General features: G+C 40.4%; 26 protein-coding genes and 1 tRNA gene. 23 read left to right on the top strand and 4 right to left on the bottom strand.

Annotated features, from left to right (window positions below):
- Positions 1-43 precede the first annotated feature (43 nt).
- The 10 genes from AC3WTB_RS12480 to AC3WTB_RS12435 all read left to right on the top strand — a co-directional run bounded on the left by AC3WTB_RS12480 (position 44) and on the right by AC3WTB_RS12435 (position 9,468).
- Complete coding sequence (locus tag AC3WTB_RS12480; RefSeq protein WP_492333781.1) at positions 44-604, top strand: 5-formyltetrahydrofolate cyclo-ligase; 561 nt, start codon at positions 44-46, stop codon at positions 602-604.
- Positions 605-734: 130 nt separating this feature from the next.
- Positions 735-1,199: a hypothetical protein gene (locus AC3WTB_RS12475; RefSeq protein ID WP_047202302.1), complete on the top strand. Its 465-nt coding sequence runs from the start codon at positions 735-737 to the stop codon at positions 1,197-1,199.
- 85 nt (positions 1,200-1,284) lie between these two features.
- Positions 1,285-1,458, top strand: coding sequence for a protein YqgO (gene yqgO / locus AC3WTB_RS12470; RefSeq protein ID WP_162473402.1), 174 nt, complete (start codon positions 1,285-1,287; stop codon positions 1,456-1,458).
- Positions 1,459-1,544: 86 nt separating this feature from the next.
- Complete coding sequence (locus tag AC3WTB_RS12465) at positions 1,545-3,083, top strand: rhomboid family intramembrane serine protease (RefSeq protein WP_492333780.1); 1,539 nt, start codon at positions 1,545-1,547, stop codon at positions 3,081-3,083.
- Between the two features lie 70 nt (positions 3,084-3,153).
- The gene (locus AC3WTB_RS12460) at positions 3,154-3,357 is read left to right on the top strand and encodes a YqgQ family protein (RefSeq protein ID WP_008342322.1); all 204 of its coding nucleotides are present in this window, start codon (positions 3,154-3,156) and stop codon (positions 3,355-3,357) included.
- A gap of 13 nt (positions 3,358-3,370) precedes the next feature.
- Positions 3,371-4,324 (top strand): ROK family glucokinase, encoded by a 954-nt coding sequence (locus tag AC3WTB_RS12455; RefSeq protein ID WP_492333779.1) that lies wholly within the window; start codon positions 3,371-3,373, stop codon positions 4,322-4,324.
- A gap of 213 nt (positions 4,325-4,537) precedes the next feature.
- Positions 4,538-6,457: an LTA synthase family protein gene (locus AC3WTB_RS12450; RefSeq protein ID WP_492333778.1), complete on the top strand. Its 1,920-nt coding sequence runs from the start codon at positions 4,538-4,540 to the stop codon at positions 6,455-6,457.
- Between the two features lie 86 nt (positions 6,458-6,543).
- Positions 6,544-7,668 carry a M14 family metallopeptidase gene (locus AC3WTB_RS12445; protein ID WP_268474006.1) on the top strand — a complete coding sequence of 375 codons (1,125 nt, stop codon included), beginning with the start codon at positions 6,544-6,546 and terminating at the stop codon, positions 7,666-7,668.
- 155 nt (positions 7,669-7,823) lie between these two features.
- Complete coding sequence (locus AC3WTB_RS12440; protein WP_047202298.1) at positions 7,824-9,077, top strand: MFS transporter; 1,254 nt, start codon at positions 7,824-7,826, stop codon at positions 9,075-9,077.
- 76 nt (positions 9,078-9,153) lie between these two features.
- Positions 9,154-9,468 carry an MTH1187 family thiamine-binding protein gene (locus AC3WTB_RS12435; RefSeq protein WP_034319597.1) on the top strand — a complete coding sequence of 105 codons (315 nt, stop codon included), beginning with the start codon at positions 9,154-9,156 and terminating at the stop codon, positions 9,466-9,468.
- A gap of 220 nt (positions 9,469-9,688) precedes the next feature.
- Here AC3WTB_RS12435 and AC3WTB_RS12430 read toward each other — a convergent pair whose 3' ends face one another.
- Positions 9,689-9,862, bottom strand: coding sequence for a DUF2759 domain-containing protein (locus AC3WTB_RS12430; protein ID WP_003217333.1), 174 nt, complete (start codon positions 9,860-9,862; stop codon positions 9,689-9,691).
- 157 nt (positions 9,863-10,019) lie between these two features.
- Between AC3WTB_RS12430 and AC3WTB_RS12425 the strand changes: the two genes are divergently transcribed.
- Positions 10,020-10,658 carry an MBL fold metallo-hydrolase gene (locus AC3WTB_RS12425; RefSeq protein ID WP_492333777.1) on the top strand — a complete coding sequence of 213 codons (639 nt, stop codon included), beginning with the start codon at positions 10,020-10,022 and terminating at the stop codon, positions 10,656-10,658.
- A gap of 47 nt (positions 10,659-10,705) precedes the next feature.
- Here AC3WTB_RS12425 and AC3WTB_RS12420 read toward each other — a convergent pair whose 3' ends face one another.
- Complete coding sequence (locus tag AC3WTB_RS12420; protein WP_003217440.1) at positions 10,706-10,948, bottom strand: DUF2626 domain-containing protein; 243 nt, start codon at positions 10,946-10,948, stop codon at positions 10,706-10,708.
- A gap of 213 nt (positions 10,949-11,161) precedes the next feature.
- Between AC3WTB_RS12420 and AC3WTB_RS12415 the strand changes: the two genes are divergently transcribed.
- A complete protein-coding gene (locus AC3WTB_RS12415; RefSeq protein WP_007501232.1) occupies positions 11,162-11,542 on the top strand; it encodes a Spx/MgsR family RNA polymerase-binding regulatory protein in 381 nt (126 codons plus the stop codon).
- A gap of 55 nt (positions 11,543-11,597) precedes the next feature.
- On the opposite strand, the gene AC3WTB_RS12410 is transcribed toward AC3WTB_RS12415, so the two are convergent.
- Positions 11,598-11,668 (bottom strand) — tRNA-Gln (locus tag AC3WTB_RS12410).
- A gap of 98 nt (positions 11,669-11,766) precedes the next feature.
- On the opposite strand from AC3WTB_RS12410, the gene AC3WTB_RS12405 reads away from it, so the two are divergent.
- From AC3WTB_RS12405 to AC3WTB_RS12365, 9 genes are all read left to right on the top strand, one after another.
- Positions 11,767-12,642, top strand: a complete 876-nt coding sequence (locus AC3WTB_RS12405; RefSeq protein WP_492333776.1) for an STAS domain-containing protein — start codon at positions 11,767-11,769, stop codon at positions 12,640-12,642.
- Between the two features lie 177 nt (positions 12,643-12,819).
- Positions 12,820-13,890, top strand: coding sequence for a competence type IV pilus ATPase ComGA (gene comGA, locus AC3WTB_RS12400; RefSeq protein ID WP_492333775.1), 1,071 nt, complete (start codon positions 12,820-12,822; stop codon positions 13,888-13,890).
- Positions 13,871-14,911, top strand: a complete 1,041-nt coding sequence (gene comGB, locus AC3WTB_RS12395; RefSeq protein WP_492333774.1) for a competence type IV pilus assembly protein ComGB — start codon at positions 13,871-13,873, stop codon at positions 14,909-14,911. Before comGA ends, comGB begins: the two co-directional genes overlap by 20 nt.
- 16 nt (positions 14,912-14,927) lie before the next feature.
- Positions 14,928-15,221, top strand: coding sequence for a competence type IV pilus major pilin ComGC (gene comGC / locus AC3WTB_RS12390; protein WP_024422977.1), 294 nt, complete (start codon positions 14,928-14,930; stop codon positions 15,219-15,221).
- A complete protein-coding gene (comGD, locus tag AC3WTB_RS12385) occupies positions 15,214-15,660 on the top strand; it encodes a competence type IV pilus minor pilin ComGD (RefSeq protein ID WP_126681597.1) in 447 nt (148 codons plus the stop codon). Before comGC ends, comGD begins: the two co-directional genes overlap by 8 nt.
- Positions 15,644-15,952, top strand: a complete 309-nt coding sequence (comGE, locus tag AC3WTB_RS12380; protein ID WP_126681598.1) for a competence type IV pilus minor pilin ComGE — start codon at positions 15,644-15,646, stop codon at positions 15,950-15,952. The genes comGD and comGE overlap by 17 nt, the downstream gene beginning before the upstream one ends.
- Positions 15,939-16,391, top strand: a complete 453-nt coding sequence (gene comGF, locus AC3WTB_RS12375) for a competence type IV pilus minor pilin ComGF (RefSeq protein ID WP_492333773.1) — start codon at positions 15,939-15,941, stop codon at positions 16,389-16,391. Before comGE ends, comGF begins: the two co-directional genes overlap by 14 nt.
- Entirely contained in the window at positions 16,388-16,771 is a 384-nt protein-coding gene (locus AC3WTB_RS12370) for a hypothetical protein (protein WP_492333772.1), read from the top strand. The genes comGF and AC3WTB_RS12370 overlap by 4 nt, the downstream gene beginning before the upstream one ends.
- Positions 16,772-16,830: 59 nt before the next feature.
- A complete protein-coding gene (locus AC3WTB_RS12365; RefSeq protein WP_330545301.1) occupies positions 16,831-17,025 on the top strand; it encodes a YqzE family protein in 195 nt (64 codons plus the stop codon).
- Between the two features lie 33 nt (positions 17,026-17,058).
- Here AC3WTB_RS12365 and AC3WTB_RS12360 read toward each other — a convergent pair whose 3' ends face one another.
- Positions 17,059-17,337 (bottom strand): DUF3889 domain-containing protein, encoded by a 279-nt coding sequence (locus tag AC3WTB_RS12360; protein WP_064497648.1) that lies wholly within the window; start codon positions 17,335-17,337, stop codon positions 17,059-17,061.
- Between the two features lie 299 nt (positions 17,338-17,636).
- Here AC3WTB_RS12360 and tapA point away from each other — a divergent pair, with 299 nt between their 5' ends.
- Positions 17,637-18,164 (top strand): amyloid fiber anchoring/assembly protein TapA, encoded by a 528-nt coding sequence (gene tapA, locus AC3WTB_RS12355; protein WP_151284417.1) that lies wholly within the window; start codon positions 17,637-17,639, stop codon positions 18,162-18,164.
- A 51-nt stretch (positions 18,165-18,215) separates the two neighbouring features.
- Complete coding sequence (gene sipW / locus AC3WTB_RS12350; protein ID WP_047202287.1) at positions 18,216-18,788, top strand: signal peptidase I SipW; 573 nt, start codon at positions 18,216-18,218, stop codon at positions 18,786-18,788.
- Positions 18,789-18,796 lie beyond the last annotated feature (8 nt).

Genomic DNA, 18,796 nt, shown 5'->3' with positions numbered 1-18,796 from the left:
AGGGAATTTTCCTGCTGTTTTTTTATGATGGGAGATGATCTGTGTGAAAAAGGAACTCCGCCTTCAAACATTAGCCAAGCTGGATCAGATGAGTGCTGAGGAATTCGAGCGAAGCACCGCTTTACTTCATGAGCACTTGTTTCAGCTGCCAGCATGGAAAGAAGCAAATACGATTGCACTCACCATGTCTAGAGGAAAAGAGATACCGACAATGCCTCTCATTGAAAAAGCATGGCAGGAGGGGAAAACAGTATGTGTACCCACCTGTTTTCCGGAAACAAAAGAGATGACGTTTTATGAATATACACCGGAAACGAAGATGATATCCCGCTACTTTGGGCTATTGGAGCCCGACCCTATGGCGTCGGCCGCTGCATCTAAAAAATCAATCGATTTGATCATTGTGCCTGGGGTGTGCTTTGATCGACAAGGCTACCGTATCGGATATGGGGGCGGCTATTATGACCGCTACTTAGCTGATTATCACGGTGAAACCCTTGCCCTTTGTTTGACTGTTCAGCAAACCGAGCAGATTCCGGCTGAAACGCACGACATCCCGGTCTCCATCATGGTCAGTGAGAAAGGTACCATATATCCAAAATAAAGTCCGCTGCTTATACGTATGAAGGGGCTTTTTGTGTTGAGCGAAGGCTTGTTTGTGATCAAAAGTCACATGAACGATAGCGATCAACATTCTTCATTAAAAAGCATTTTAGCTGACGGGGGGATATGTTTTGAAAAAATTTCGTGGAAAGAAAAGATACTTCCGTAATATGTGGGAGGAAGTGAATACTCATCAATTAACGCTCGACCACGATTCGTGGTTCTCTTTTTCGCATACGCACCTTGATTTTTTTGGAGTCGGGGAAAATAGCTTAAAAATAAGAAGAGAGCATATTAAAGCTCATATCGCTTTATATCATAGGCTGCTAAAACAGCTTGAAGGCTTTGAAAAGCCATACCAAACTTGGATATGTATTCACGAACATGACCCTGGTTTAGACGCTGTATATGTTCATACACCAAATCCATACGACAGTTACTTCCCGCACAAGGTGGAGGGGTTAGAGCGGAATTGTAAGCTGCCTCATACTTTCAAGGATTTAATCGACCTTCATCAATTTGACGTTTCTTATGATCAATCAGAGTGCGGAGAGGTTTATTATATTCAATCAAAAGAACAAGGGATTAGATTGTGAAGACCTGCTTTTAGGCGATAAAAATGTTGGTTCATGCATAAACAAATCCTATTTAAGCCACGATACGAACATAGGAGGGAATATGATGAATAAAATGATTTGGAGCATTGTGTTCACACTGTTTGCATTCGTTCTCGTGCAAAATCGTTATCGGCTCATGAATTTGATTTTAGGCCAAAATCAAGTACGTCACTTTTTGATTAAATGGCTGATGAAAATCCCATATTTTCGGACGAAATTTATTCGCCAAGCATTCTAATCCCGCAAATGCCGGGATTTTTTTGTTTTGAAATGCGGATCAGAACGATTCTTGCTATAATAATGTAAAAAATGGAGCGCGAATGTATGAATGTCATAGATAGTCTATTTTGGCGAGTTGTTGATGAACTAAGACAAAAAGGATATGAGATGATTCAAAGTCCGTATCCAGAAGATGAAATATTTTTTGAAGCGCCACGAAACTCAGGCTATGATCTCATCCGTCTATATAGAAAAGATGTGAATTTCAGACAGGAGATCGTTCGAGATATCGAGGAGCAAACATATCGGATCAATCAGCTGAGAGAAGCTATGCGTAAACGATCGCTTCATCTCTTGCAGCTGCAATTTACAACTGATGTTCCAGTAGATGATTGGGAAGACCTAAACGGTGAGCCGCAAAAAGAGAATAAGGTGACAGTTACTCCTGTGTTACTCAATGCAGACACGCTTCAAAACGATGTAAACGAACTGCAAAAATGGCTGAATACATCTCTTGCAGTTGATGTAGAAGAAGCGAAGAGAGACACAGCTGAGGATGCAATGCAGCTTAAAAGGAACGTGCTCCAGGCATTTGATGATCAGGAAAAACAGCGTGAACGAGAACGGGCCGTGTTTCAAAATGGCAGACCCATTTTTACCTACTTGCTGATCGCTGTCCAAGTGGTGATGTTTCTTTTACTTGAGCTCTCTGGTGGAAGTACCAATACGGCAACTTTAACTGCATTTGGTGCTAAAAATAATGTGCTGATTTTAGAGGGTGAATGGTGGCGCCTGATAACACCAATGTTTTTACATATTGGCTTGACGCACTTACTCTTTAATACTTTTGCTCTTTGGTCCGTTGGAGCGGCTGTTGAGAGAATTTATGGATCAGGAAGATTTTTGCTCATCTATTTGATTTCCGGCATTTTTGGCTCCATAGCGAGCTTTGTGTTTAATACGGCAATTGCAGCCGGTGCATCAGGCGCGATTTTTGGCTGTTTAGGGGCACTGTTATATTTAGCTATCTCAAACCGAAAGCTTTTCTTTCGGACGATGGGGACAAATATTATTGTCATTATTCTCATTAACTTAGGAATAGGCTTCACTGTATCAGGTATTGATAATGCAGGGCATCTTGGCGGCTTGGTTGGCGGCTTTTTCACGGCATTAGCTGTCCGTCTGCCTAAACAGACGCAGCCTGTCAAAATGCTTCTTGCAACTGCTGTTTTGCTCTTGATTGGCGGTCTTGGATTGTATACAGGGTTTCATTCAGATAATCAAAAGGAAGCAGCGGCAACAAGTGAGGCAGCGAGTTTATTTGATGAGAAAAAGTATAGCGAAGCAAGTGAACGACTAGAGGAATATGTACACGAAAAAGATGCATCAGCTGAGGCACTTCATATTTATGCACTATCGGAAGCGCAGCAGGGCCACCTTGATAAGGCCATTCAATTTTTACAAAAGTCGCTCGAAAAAGATCCAGATGAACCAAATAAACTGTATCATTTATCGTTGTTATTCGTAGAAAAAGGAGAGACAACGAAAGCAGAAGAACTATTAGAGAAAGCATTAAAACAGGATCCTCAAAATGATCAATTTTTAAAGCTGAAACAATATATCGAAAATAGTCAAACACGTTGAATGACTTGACTGAAAGCGCATTTATGAATACGCTTATCCTATCTGTTGATGAGAAGAAATGGTGGAAACAATGAAAACGTTATATGATGTACAACAGCTGCTTATGAGATTTGGAAATTATGTGTATTTCGGAGATCGTGAAGTAGAATTAGAATTTATGGCAGACGAATTGAAGGAAATGTATACATCGGGCATCATTGACCGGACTGAATGGTCAAACGCAATGACGATTCTTCAAATGGAGTTAGCCAAACTAAATCGAAAAACAATGTGAAGGTGGAGGACATATGACAGGGGATTGGTTTGTAGGTATTGATCTTGGCGGTACGACAATTAAGCTTGCGTTCATTAATCTATATGGTGAAATTCAGCATAAGTGGGAGATTCCTACGGATAAATCCGGGCAGACGATCACAGTCGATATTGCCAAATCAATTGACCATAAACTGGTTGAGATCAGTATGCCAAAATCAGCACTTATTGGGATCGGAATGGGTGCACCTGGACCTGTAGATAAAGTATCTGGCATCGTCTATAAAACAACGAATCTGGGCTGGACAAACTATCCGTTGAAAGATCACCTAGAGGCAGAGACAGGACTTCCATCTGTCATTGAAAATGATGCGAATATTGCTGCACTCGGTGAAATGTGGAAGGGTGCAGGAGATGGCGCAAAAAATATTCTGATGGTCACACTTGGAACAGGGGTTGGCGGCGGCATCATCGTTAACGGTGAAGTTGTTCAAGGGGAGACAGGTGCTGGCGGAGAAATTGGTCATATTTGTGCCGTTCCATTTCAAGGAGCACCGTGTAACTGCGGAAGAACAGGCTGTATTGAAACGATCGCATCTGCGACTGGCATCGTCCGGATTGCAAAGGGTAAATTAGAAACCGAGCAGCATACATCTTCACTTGGCAAGCTCGCTTCGCTATCAGCAAAGAATGTATTTGAAGCGGCAGAAAACGGAGATGATCTTGCAATGCGTGTCGTAGAAGAAGTGACGTCACATCTTGGACTTGTCCTTGCGAATCTTGCTAGTGCTTTAAACCCAACGAAAATTGTGATTGGCGGCGGTGTTTCAAAAGCAGGTGAGCTTCTTCGCAGTAAAGTAGAACGCGTTGTGAAACAACATGCGTTCCCGCCTTGCGCAGACGATGTCGAAGTGGTGATTGCATCTCTCGGAAACGATGCGGGTGTCATCGGCGGTGCATGGATGGCAAAAACCAAATGGCTGTCTTGAACTAAAAAGTCATAATGATGTCATTTTTATTAAAAAAAGCGATAGATTGGCATGAAATTGGATGTTTAGCATATTCATAAGTTTGTCATGAGGAAAAAGACATTGATTTTCCATCATATACAGGATAAGATATACTTTAGTTATTTTTCTAGAAGCACCAATAATTAGGGTATATCCTGAGCCTAGGTGCGCGTTTAGCATAAGGAGGTTACAATGCGAAAGAAAAGATTAAAGGCGATTTCATTTTTACTGATTGCGACATTGCTGATGTGGGTCAAAACCTATGTTATCTATAAATCTAGCTTCAATATTAAAATTGAAAATTTCATGCAGGAGTTTATCCTGTTTATTAATCCGCTTAGCTTTCTCTTGTTTATCTTTGGTATCGGTTTATTTTTCAAAGAGAAAAATCGAAATCGATATATCATCGTGACAAGCTTTATCCTGACATTCATTTTGTTAGCCAACATTGTGTTTTATCGATTCTATAGTGACTTTCTAACCATCCCCGTCCTATTTCAAACAAACAATATGGGTGACCTCGGGTCAAGTATTACCTCTTTAATTGAACCAGTCGATTTACTGATGTTCGTTGATATCATCATTTTAATTTGGCTCTATAAAAAACAGCCTTCCTTTAGAACAGATGTCACAGTTTCACGAAAAGAACGAGCAGCATATTACTTATTTGTGGCAGCTACATTTTTCTTTAACCTTGGTTTAGCTGAAACAGAAAGACCAGAACTGCTTACTCGCTCATTTGACCGTGAGATGCTGGTGAAAAATATCAGCTTATATAACTTCCATATTTATGATGGGGTATTGCAATCGAAGCAGTCTGCTCAACGAGCTCTTGCTGACAGTAATAGCTTAACTGAAATTGAAAACTATGTAAGCGCAAATCAAACGGACCGTAATGAAAAGACATTTGGTCAAGCAAAAGGACGAAATGTCATTCTTGTATCACTTGAGTCTACACAAAGTTTCGTGATCAATGAAAAATTAAACGGGAAAGAAATTACTCCGTTTTTAAACAAATTGATCAAGAAGAGCTATAACTTTACTAATTTTTATCACCAAACAGGTCAAGGGAAAACATCTGACTCAGAGTTTATTGTAGATAATTCTCTTTATCCACTTGGAAGAGGGGCTGTGTTCTTCACAAATCCAAGTAATGAGTTTACAGCGACACCTGAGCTGTTAAAGGATGAAGGCTACCACTCTTCTGTTATTCATGCGAATAACAAAAGCTTCTGGAACCGTGACCTTATCTACGATAGCTTTGGCTACGATAAGTTCTTTGATATTAAATCATTTGATGTGAATGAAGAAAACTCAGTTGGCTGGGGACTGAAAGATGGTCCGTTTTTTGAGCAGTCCGCTGAATTAATGAAATCGATCCCGCAGCCTTTCTATACGAGATTGATTACATTAACGAACCATTTCCCTTTTGATTTAGATGAAGAAGATAAGCTCATTGATGAATATGATTCAAAGAGCAAAACGCTGAACAAGTACTTCCCTACAGTGCGTTATCAAGATGAAGCCCTTAAGCTTTTCTTTAAAAAGATGAAGGAAGCTGGGTTATACGATAACTCCATTTTCGTTTTATATGGGGATCACTACGGAATTTCTGAAAACCATAACGAAGCCATGGGACAATTTTTAAATAAAGAGATTACGCCATTTGAAGAAGTACAGCTTCAAAAAGTCCCGTTTGTTGTACACATTCCAGGGGTAACGGATCAACATCCAAAAGAAATTGATACGGTAGGCGGTCAGGTCGATATCCGTCCAACTGTACTCAATCTTCTAGGCATTGATACAAGTAAACAAATTCAATTTGGTCATGACCTTTTATCGAAAGATACGAATGACTTTACAGTACTCCGTGATGGAAGCTTTATTACGAAGGACAGCATTTTTACAGATGGTGTTTGCTACAATAAAGAGACAGGCGAGCCATCAGAAGATAAAAATGTGTGTCAGTCTTATGAAGAGAAGGCGAAGCAGGAGCTTCAATTCTCTGATCAAATCATCTACGGAGATCTCCTTAGATTTTATGATCGAAACAGCCCGGACCATTCACCATCCAAAAAAGAAGGTGAAACGGAGCTGAAAAAGGCATCCTAATAGATGAAAAAACCTCTGCTATTTTTAGAAGCAGAGGTTTTCTTTTTTTGCCTGACGGTTCATATAGTATGAGAGGAGGGATGTAAATGAAGACAACGTCGTTTGGAAAAATTGAATGGCAGCTGGATGAAGCGGAGAGGGATGCTGTGGCAAAGCAGCTTGGTATTGGCAAAGCTGCTTTTCATTTATCTAATCAAACAAGCACTGATGACCTTCTTTTACCGGGATATAGACTTCCAGAAGGAGTCCATGTATTTGATTCCATCGGTGATGTGCAGAGATTTATTGCGCCTTACAGACTGCAGAAATCCGATGATTGGATCAATGGAATATTTGAATATGATAGCGCTCAATTAGAAGAAGAGCTGAGCCGCTTGAAAGCCGTATTTCCTTTTCTTCATATCAGCGTCATTGGCCATTCAGTGCTTGATACACCTATTTATGAAATCCGAACAGAGCCTGTTCAGCATTTACATTCTATTCATCTCAATGCCTCATTTCATGCAAATGAATGGATCACGACGTCTGTTTTATTAAAATGGTTGAAATCGCTTTGCTTAGCAGCGTCTGACCCTGTGCAGGCAAGACATTATGAAGCGGTTCATATTCTGCAGACCACCGCTTTATCCATCGTGCCAATGGTCAATCCAGATGGAGTGAATTTGGTTCGTAATGGACCGGAGTCACTAGGTCTTCATCGTGAAGAATTCACACTGCTAAATGGTGGATATTCCGATTACCGGGAATGGAAAGCAAATATTCGAGGGGTGGATTTAAACAATCAATTCCCTGCTTATTGGGAGATCGAGTACTATCGTCATCAGTCGAAGGCACCGTCCTACCGGGATTATCCTGGGCGCGAGCCATTAACAGAACCAGAAGCGAAAGCGATGGCAAATCTTGCGCTGCGAAAACGATTTGACCGGCTGATTGCCCTTCATACACAAGGAGAAGAGATTTATTGGGGTTTTCTTGGCCATGAGCCAGCCATCTCAAAAGAAATGGTCAAACGATTCGAACAAGTGAGCGGCTACAAACCGATCCAATATCTCGACAGCTATGCAGGCTATCGCGATTGGTTTATTTATCAATTTCATAATGAGGGCTATACAGTTGAGCTTGGTCTAGGGAAAAATCCTCTTTCCATGGATCAATTTGATTCGATTTATGAAAAAACAAAGCGGCTTTTGTGGGAAGCGTGTAAGTGTTAAAAGCACCTGTCTGGTGCTTTTTCATATTGGAGCAACAATAAATTGCTTATGGTCAATAAAAACAATGTTGAAGTAATTGACGAAGGCTTTCTTGTAAGCTATTGTGAAAGATATGGATGTAAAAAAAAGGATATGATTTAGGGAGATGTCGACTATTGAGTGCTCAAAGCCTGTGGAAAAGAAATTTTACTTATCTATTTGTTTCTAAAATGTGCAAAATTACAGCTGATAGTTTATCTTTCAACACCATCTTATGGCTTTTGGTACTAGGAGGGAAAGGAGCAATAGGGACAGCTTTTTTTATTGCGGTCAGCTTTGTCCCTCAAGCGATTGTTGGACCATTTATTACGCCCATGATGAAGCCGCATCAATTGAAATTTTGGATGTGCTTTGCTGATTTAACACGAGGAGCGATTATCCTTGTGATCGTGGTTAGTTACTTTTATGGTTTCACACCATTAGTCCTCATCATTGGCTGCATGCTGCTTCATTCGGCGACAGGAGGCTCCTACGAACCGGCATCTGTATCGATTATTCCAAAGCTTGTCCATGAGGATCTCATACAAAAAGCGAATGCAACCATCCAATCAGCAAGTCATGTCGTAAGACTTGTGACGGTAACGATTTGTGGTGTCATGATTGCATTTGTAGGCGTAGGCTATACAATGCTTGTGATCATTCCTCTTTATCTTTTGTCCGCTTTATTGGTGTTCATGATTTCATATCAAACAGAAGCCATCATCGATAAAGCCAAAAAAGGATTATCTTATGGCAAAAGATTAATTCGAGGTTTTTCACTTGTTAGAAGCCATCATATTTTGTTTCCGTTAGCCATTTTTTGTGTCTGCTCAAACTTTGCTGCGGCACCATGGGAAGCATTGTCTGTTATTTATTTAACTGAAGACTTACATAGTGGACCGGTCGTCTATTCATTCATCAAAGTCACAACCGCACTAGGCGCCTTTTTGATGGGGTTTGTTTTGACAAAGATAAAAGTGAATCGGTATGGATTGCTCTTTATAGGTGCTGGGATTGTTGATGGAATCGCCTTCTTCATCACAGGTATGAACGCATTGTTACCACTTGTGTTTATATCAGCTTTTGCTTTAGGAGCAGCCATTAGTGCAGTTAACGTACCCGAACATACGATGATTCAATTGTCAGTAAAGGCAGAGGATCAGCCGCAAGTGTACGCGATTATCAACATGATTTCCTTCTTGATGATTCCTTTAGGCGCCCTCATTGGCGGTTATATGGCAACACTGTTTGGGTCTGGGTATGTCATTGCGGCTGGCGGCATCATTGAAGCTGTTTCAGGTATATGCCTGCTTTTGTTTACAAAGATCGGAAAGGTAGAGAGGGCGGATTTGACGATAGAACGAGACAAACCTGCCGTAAACGCAACGTGAGCATGGCATGATTGATTGAAGATAGGTTACAATGAGGACGAGAAAACATGAGAATTTGATTGAAAGGGGAAAAACGATGGCTATAGCAGACGTCACCATCATTCCGATAGGTACTGAAACACCAAGTGTCAGTGCTTACGTAGCAGATGTACAAAGAATTTTAGAAGGCTTTCAACAAGAAGGGAAAATCAAATATCAATTAACACCGATGAATACGTTAATTGAAGGCGAATTATCCATTTTATTTGAGGTCATTCAGCGCATTCATGAAGCCCCTTTTGAAAAGGGATTGCACCGAGTAGCGACCAATATTCGCATCGATGACAGGCGGGATCAAACCACAACGCTTACAAGCAAATTAGAAAGCGTGAATAAGCATTTAAATCAATAAAAAAGCCTGCTATAAGCAGGCTTTCAGCGTGTAGACAAACCCTCGCATTCGGTGTCAGGTCTGCGCTCCGGTGCTCACGAATGTCAAATTCGCTCCGCTCCGGTGCTCGTCCTTCCTAGACTGCAAAGGTTTTCTATCACGCTGAAAAGAAGACAAAGGGCTAAAATCAAGATCATTTTAGCCCTTTGTCAACAATCTGAAGCCTGCTATATGCAGGCTTTTAATGTGCAGTTGGATAACCGCTATAGATGATGGTCATGACAGTGAACCATCCAAAAACCAAAAATGTAGCGCCAGCAAAAGCGATGGCAAGTACGTTCACTTTTTTTAGTGAGCGATAGATACCGAGCGCAGCTAAAATCGTGACTAGACCAAAAATAATGACGAGCATCATGTGAAAGTCCCCCTTTGTCATCAATCCCCTTGATTTCCTTTCTTTTCATTTTAACCGTTTTCATAAAGCTTGTCGAGTAGATTCCAGTTGACGATTGTTTGAATTTTTATTGAAAAGCCTTCATAATAAAAAAGAATGATTAAAGTAGGTGATGAAAATGAATTGGAGAAGAATGCCACTAGGCTATGTACAAGCGAACGCATATATTTGGAAAAACGAGCAGGGAGAATGCTTAATTTTTGATCCAGGCGGCGAAGCGCAAAAGCTGATTTCCTATGTAAAAGAAAAACAGCTCAAACCGCTTGCTGTCTTATTGACACATGCTCATTTTGATCATATTGGTGCGGCAGATGAGGTACGCGAAGAGTGGGGAGTGCCGCTGTATGTACACGAAAATGAAAAAGAATGGCTCACGAACGCTGAATTAAACGGTTCAGCTCGATTGATTGGAAATGGAATTACGGTCAATGAAGCTGAAAAATTGATTACGACAGAAGGAACGCTTCAAATTGGGTCGTTTACATTAGAAATGTTCCATACACCCGGGCATTCACCTGGCAGTGTGTCTTACTATTCGGCGGAAGAGGGCTTTGTTATTTCTGGTGACACGCTATTTGAAGGCGGCATTGGGAGAACAGATTTAATAGGCGGCAGTCAGGAAGTGCTGCTTCAATCAATCCATCATAAATTATTGTCATTGCCAGAATCAACTCTTGTTTTAAGCGGGCATGGCGGGGAAACCACTGTGCTGACAGAGCAGGAGCAAAATCCGTTTATTAATGGTTTTTCTCTTTAATTGCAGGCATGAAAAAAGCATCTCTTTAGAAGAGATGCTTTTTTCAATTAATGTCCGGTACCGGGAACCATGATGAAAATCGAATAATATGTAAATCCGGCAAAGAAAATCGTCAAGTACGCTCCGAAAATGTAAATATACATTCTTTCGGATAAATTCAAGTAGGATAAAAATACAAAAAGAACGGTTTGACCGAAGAACAGCAGCGATGCATCTTTCATATGTCCTAAATAGAACATGACAGCAAAAATACCCGTCCAAAAGCCAAGCACGCGGAACATGCGATTCATTTCTTTCCCTCCCCTTAAAAAACCCCTTTGATTCATATTATAGCTGATCACCACTTGTTATGTAAACATTTACATTTTTGACAACGTGTGAACAATTTATTTTGAATGTAGAAAAAATTTTTTTGAAAAAATGATGAAAAAGTGTTTATGTCGAAAAACATGAGGGTACTTACTCCATAAGAGAAAAGGTTAACGACCTAAGGAGGAAGACTAATGAGTGACATTACTTTTTATTCATACCCGAGCTGCACGTCTTGCCGCAAAACAAAACATTGGTTAAAGGCGAATCAAATTGATTTTAAAGAGCGTCACCTTTTCAGAGAAACGCCAACTCTAGATGAATTAAAAAAGATTCTTTCTTTAACAACAGAAGGAATGGATGAAATTTTAGCCACACGAAGTCAAGCTTTTAAAAGCTTAAATTTAAATATTAATGACTTAAAAGTAAACGAGGTTTTGCAGCTTCTCATTGAAAAACCAAAACTGCTCCGAAGACCAATCATCATTGATGGAAATAAATTAGTAGTTGGTTATAATCCAGGAGAACTCATGAAAATATCAAAAAAGAAAGCGATTCATCAATCAGTTTCCTAATAAAAAACGAAGATCAGCTGAAACATGCTTCAGCCGTCTTCGTTTTTGTGCTGAACTGGGCTAGCTGGGTTCGAACCAACGATCACGGAGTCAAAGTCCATTGCCTTACCACTTGGCTATAGCCCAATATCAAACGTGTAATGATATTGTTCACCATCTACGGTCATTTATACATAAAAATTGTATGTCACGAGTTTTAAGTGCAAAAGGAGCGAAAGAAGTAAATGAGAAATGAAAAATCAAAGCAATTATACGAATTTATCCTAAAAGAAGCCCCTGTCATGACCGAAGAATGGCTAAAGACAAGAACAGAAGAAGGCTCATTATATTCTACACATGCTTCAGAGGAAACGGAAAAGAAGCTGAAGGAACAGAACACAGCGTTTATTCAAACCATTGCAGCAACACTGGTGACACTGTCAGACAAAGTAGAAAACCATTTGAAAAAGTGGTCTGTTGATATTGCTCGTGATCGAGCAGTGCACGAGGTGCCGTTATATGAAATCATTGGACAATTTAAGATCTTCCGCCACATTTTCTGTTCGAGAATTGAGACATTCACCCAAGAAACAGAGCTTGAAGTGACGCTGCAAGACGTGTGTCAGTGGAATCAGCATTTTCACGCCACATTTGATGATATGATTGAGCGTTTATCAGAAGAATATGACCGCGTCACACTCAGTCAGCTCAATGCACAAAGAGAGATGATTCAAGAACTGAGTGCCCCTGTTATTCCAGTATCAAAGGAAATCGGGATTTTGCCATTGATCGGAGAAATCGATACGTACCGGGCTAAAATCATTTTGGAATCCGTGCTAGAACAGGCTTCAAGACTGCGTCTAACGCACTTATTTATTGATATATCTGGCGTTCCTGTTGTTGATACGATGGTTGCTTATCAGCTGTTTAAAGTGGTCGATAGTGCGAAGCTATTAGGAATTGAGACGATTATATCAGGCATTCGCCCAGAGATCGCTCAAACTGTAGTGAAACTCGGCATTGATTTCTCAAAAGTAAATACAGAACACAGCCTTGCAAAAGCTTTAGAAAAAAGAGGATTTCGCATTTTTGAAGAGCAGCAGCAAGAAGCCACATCATGACGAAGAAACCTGCACTTGTAAAAGTCAGGTTTTTTTATATGCTCTTTTCTAAAAAATGATGTGATGCATCTTGAGTTGAGGGTTTTCATGCTTTATTAGTCATGAAAATCATAAAATGCTCTTTTGTCATTCAGGTTCCTCCATTCTAGAATGTGATCAATGAAAGGAGTGATCCACTTGTATGGGATTGAATATTTAAGGCAAGAGCTGCTAGAAGAAGCATGCCGCATGAGAGCATCTGATCTGCACATTGTCCCAAAAGAAAAGGAAGCGATGGTATCTTTCCGCGTAGACTCAGATTTAATCCAGCAGCGAACCATTGATAAAAAAACCGGTGAGCGGCTCATTGCTCATTTTAAATTTTTATCTTCTATGGATATCGGGGAAAAAAGGAGACCGCAAAATGGGTCATTAGCTGTGGTGCTAAGAAGCGGCCAGGTGTTTATTCGAATGTCTACCTTACCAACTGTAAATGATGAGAGTTTAGTGATTAGAATATTGCCGCAGGATCATGTTCCGAAAATAAAACACCTGTCACTATTTCCGAAAGCTTCAGCCAGGTTATTGTCATTTTTGAAGCATTCGCATGGGCTTATTTTATTTACCGGTCCAACCAATTCGGGGAAAACAACAACCCTCTATTCACTGATCCAGTTTGCAAAAAAGAATTTCAACCGAAATATTATTACGCTTGAAGATCCTGTGGAAACAAGAAATGAAGAAGTGTTACAGGTTCAAGTAAATGAAAAAGCCGGCATCACATATGCCGCAGGATTACGCGCTATTTTAAGACATGATCCAGATATGATTGTGCTAGGAGAAATAAGAGATGCTGAAACGGCCAGAACGGCGATTAGAGCAGCACTGACAGGCCATTTAGTATTGAGTACGCTCCATGCAAAAAATGCAAAAGGAGCCCTTTATCGTATGCTTGAATTTGGTGTCACGATGAATGAACTTGAGCAAACGATGGTTGCGATTGCTGCCCAGCGATTAATCGAGCTCACCTGTCCTTTTTGCGGAGAAACATGTCAGCTTTACTGTAAATTAAATCGACCGATCAGACGAACAAATGTATTTGAACTGCTATTCGGAAAAGAGCTTGGTGAGTGTATCAAGGAGGCTAAAGGAGAATATGCTCACTCGTCATATGAAACACTGCAAAGATTAATTCGTAAAGGAGTGGCACTCGGCTATTTATCAAAAAACACTTACCATCGCTGGGTTTATGAAGAAGCGAGCCTCTAAAGTATGGTCTAAAAAGGACCAAGCTGAATGCCTATCAAAACTGTCTCAATTAATTCAGGCTGGATATACATTGATTGAGGCATTAGTGATGGTGAATATCCAGTTATCAAAACAACAGCGGCAGCAATTAAAACTAGGTATTCAGTGGCTGCACGAAGGCGAGCCTTTTTATGTGGTGCTCGAGCGACTCCATTTTCAGCGGGAAGTCATCGCCATACTATGTTTTTCTGAGAAGCATGGCAGTCTAGCCCGTGCTTTAGAACAAAGCGCCCGTTTTTTAGAGAAAAAAGTCAAGCAGTTAGACACGTTTAAACGCATGTTGCGTTACCCGCTCTTCCTCATCTTCACGGTTTTGGTCGTGCTGATACTCGTTCAGAATATGATCATTCCTCAATTTTCTGTTTTGTACTCATCGATGGATACCCGCATGTCTTGGCTGATTCAAGGAATGTTTGGAATGTTTCAATTCCTTCATGCTTTTCTGCTCATCACCAGTTGTCTGTGTATTTGTCTTACCGGCTATTATGCTTTGTTTTTTAGGAAAAAGTCGACGCTTGAGAAATTGAGGGTGATGAGTAAGCTGCCTTTTTTATATAAAGGGATGCAGCTGATGCATACATACCTTTTTTCTCTTCAGCTAAGCGGACTGCTTCAGGCTGGATTATCGATGTACGAGGGTTTGCAAGCTTTTAAACAGCAAAGCTACTTACCTTTTCTTCAAGAAATAGGTGAACAAATGATGGATGAGTTAAGAAAAGGAGAAAGCATGGCACATCAAGTAAGTGAGAGTCCTTTTTTCGAAAAACATTTTGCAGCCATCATCAAACATGGTGAAGCAAGCGGGATGCTAGCAAGAGAAATGTACACGTACAGCCAATTTCTATTAGAGAATGCAGAGCTGAAAATTGAAAAATGGATGTCTTGGCTGCAGCCGGTGATCTATGGTGTGACGGCACTTCTTATACTCATCGTATATTTATCTATTCTTTTACCAATGTATCAACTAATGGAGCAAGTGTAAGAAGGAGGACAAAGACATGAATGATAAAGGGTTTACCCTGTTAGAAATGTTAATTGTCATGCTCGTGATATCCATTCTTTTACTCATTACCATACCGAATATCACACGTCATCACCAAGCAATTCAAGCAAAGGGCTGTGAAGGGCTCAAATCAATGGTCAGCACACAAGTGATGGCGTATGAATTGGAGCATGATGGGAAGACGCCATCTTTAGCTGAGTTAGAAAAAGAAGGTTATGTTAAAAAGGGATTAACCTGTCCTAATGGAAAGGCGATTGTCATTCAAAACGGCAACGTGAAGCATGAATAAATTACTTTTACATGAGAAGGGTTTTACCCTCATAGAGCAGCTAATGATCTTACTAGTTCTATCGATTCTATTGTCGATCATAGGAATGAAAATCCCAAATTTAATAGTAAGCGCTGAAGCCAAAAGACAAGTAAACCTCATGAAACAAGATCTTCAATTGGCATCATATACTGCATTTATCAAAAAAACACGTGTGCATGTTGAGATCCAACCGCCGCATGTATCTTATCAGGTAATAGATCAAAAGAGTAACGAAGTCATTGCTTCTTATCAGCATAAAAAGGGCAGCATCAAGACTTCTACATTCTCGCAAGGTATCTATTTTAATGAAAACGGACATCCAAGCAGCGGTGGATCTCTCATTGTCGAATTTGGCAGTCAAACGTATAAACTCACGATTTATTTAGGAAGCGGGCGAATCCATGTTCAAAAGCAATAGAGGGTTTAGTACGATTGAAACGCTGTTTGCTTGTCATATCTTCCTATTTGCATCCGTTGTGATTATGCCGGCCTATGAAAAAATCATGATGGGGAAAAAGGAAGTAAGAGCCAAACTCGATGCTTACCAAATCTTGCATGAACAGATGAATGAAGCGTTCATAGAAGGTAAAAAATCTTCTGTCAAAAAGAAGCGAGGCGACAACACATATGTATTCAATTGGAGTAAAGAGAAGGGATGTGTATCATACAAATTGCAAAAAAAGCAGACGATATGCTTTGCGGAACGGTGAACAAGGTTTTACCCTTGTCCAGGCTTTGTGGCAATTGCAGCTATTTTTGTTCCTCTCTTTTGGCTGTGTACTGATCTTTTCAACAGCTGAGAAAGCCCTTCCTTTTGAAGAGATTAACCGATTTTCACAAATGGAGTGGAAACAAACTGTCCTGCAATTAGATGAGGAATTAAGCCGTGCAACGGCAGTTCGATCGGTGCAAGGAGGTAATGCGTTAGAGTATGTATCTGATCAAGGGCGAGTGGTAACGATTGAGCCATATCAAGAGATGCTTCGAAAACGTACGGATCAAGCTGGACATCTTCCTTTATTGCACAAGGTGAAACAATTTCAGGTGAGAACGAGTCAGCATAGAGCCATCCTGAAAGTCACAGATGGATCTGGTAAGGTTCATGAAGCCGTTTTTTTCACATATAAAGGGGTGGTTCTTAAATCGTGAAAAGAGAGGAAGGGTTTATCTATCCGCATGTGCTTGCTGTGATCCTATTTTTTCTCTTGATCCTAGGAGCGATAACGATGGGCTTTCAAAAAGAGCTGAGAAGTGCAGAGCTCACGATTTCTTTTTATAAAAAACAGCAGCTTTTTAGGGTGGGTGTGAGTGAAGCTGCCAGCTCAGTAAAACGCATTTGTGAAAAGCAGAAGATCTATATTGATACAGAAGAAGGGCATGTGACACTGAAGCAGATGAAATGCGATCAACAGAAAAAACGTGTCCTCGCTTTGGTGAGGGTGAAAACAAAGGATGGCTTATCCGATGAGCGGGAGCTGATGCTGGATTGGAAGACCGGTGAAATCATGAGATGGGCAAACCCTGATTAGCCAGTGTATAAAATCATCCTCTTTCTGGTAACACTTGAAGGAAGAAGAGGTGAATTTGCTTGAAAACAAATGACTATGTAAAATATATGACGCAGGAAATCATTAAATATATGAATACACCACGAGACGAACGGAAGGAACACAAACAAGAAAAAATGGAAACAAAACCGCCGTTTTCACAGCGATTATTTGGGGTTCTGCCGTTTGGCTTCTCCATGATGCTTAAAAAACGTCAGCGACAACGACGAAAGTAAAAAGCCGCCAGCAGGCGGTTTTTTTATGCCATTTTAGTTGTATTCCTCCACAACAATCACTTTATTCACCTTATTTGAGTAAGGATTATAGGAAATGGTGACAAACACCCCAAATTCCTTTGTATGGTCTTTTAACGTAATATGATACTGTTTTACAGATTCCTTATCGCGGTGGCGGTCCCATACTTTTTGTTTAAATAAGACTTGCGTTAGCGGGTATCTTTTTTTAGCTTCTTTGACTGCTCGCATTTCCCATTGGTCTGTGGCGGCAGTCAAACCTCTCGCATCCACAGGTTTGACGTCTAGCATCATAGGACTCAGCAGTAAACTGAGCATGATTATGATTTTTCCATATTTCACTTAACATCACCTCACCTCTTCATATCCTGACCAAATCCTACATTTTTATGTAAGTTTTAAGAAGTACAAATGTCACACAAAAAAATATTGAATATGGCGAAAGAATGAGAAAATGGAAGAATTTTCTCGCAATTGTTCTTGTTTAAGAACAAAATGAACTAATTTGACGTTTTGGGTTTTATAGGTATTTCCTTATACTGTATATAATCGTTCTTTTTAAAGAACAACCGTTCAAGGAGTTGAAGGGATTAATGAAACAGTCGCTCTTTGTCCTTTTTTGTGCCATTTGTTTGATGTTGACATCTTTCCTCATGACACCAACGAATGCCTCTTTTAACGATGTCGAGCACAAAAATTTTGTTATGAAAACATGTGAAAACTTTGAACAGACAGATCAGCATTGTCAGCCTAAAAAATGGGATCAAAGTCAATTGGAGCTTGTGGATCAAACGATGATCGAAGGAACAGTCTGCGCACCTCAAAGGCTGAGCATGACACTAAAAAATAGTGGACAGCCTATTGCGTACTCTGAATGGAAGTGGGAATTACATAAAGTGGGAAATGGTCAGGAGCCATTACAAGATGGTCATATTCTTGAAAAGGGCTCCATAAAGTCCCTATTGTCGCAAGAAACAGCGACTGTCACGACAGATAAAGCAAAAACAAATGGAATCTATGCATTTAAAATCTTTTATCCTAAAGGATTTGGCGCATCTGATCAGGCGTACTTTTGGTCTAAACAGATGGTGCTCTCAAAGTGTCAAGAAAAGGCGTCCTAAATGGAGCTGTCTTTTAAATCGAGAAATGATAGGCGAAGGGGAGAAGGGATCATGAAAAAATGGATGAAGATGTCTGGGAGTATTCTTTATGTGGTGGTGTTCACGGTGATGATAGCCTCAATTATTGTCGTGTTGTCATCAAGAACAACAGGAGGAGAACCTCAGATTTTCGGTTATCAATTGAAGCAAGTATTATCAGGTTCGATGGAACCAGAATTTTCAGCTGGGTCACTGATTGTTGTAAAGCAGGTCGCCTCACCTGAGACGCTCAAAAAAGGAGATATTATTACGTTCCAAACAAAGCAGGATCAGTCCTTTGTGACCCACCGAATTGTTGGGGTGAAGGGAAAGGATGCAAATAAAGCGTTTGAGACGAAGGGTGACAATAATATGTATCAGGACGGCACGCTGGTAAAAGCGGATCAGGTGACTGCGCAGTATATGGGAGTGAACATTCCTTATGCAGGAAAGCTTCTTTCGTATGCAGGGACATCAGCTGGAACTGCTTTGCTCCTTATTATACCGGGTGTCATGCTGCTTGTTTATTCAACCATTCATTTTGTGGGCGCAGCGAAACACCGTAGACACACGGCTGATGTACATATGTCAGAGGAACAAGCTTAAATCGTTTG

The sequence above is a fragment of the Bacillus sp. EB106-04-04-XG123 genome, assembly GCF_058791855.1.
This window is presented reverse-complemented; position numbering and strand designations above follow the sequence as displayed.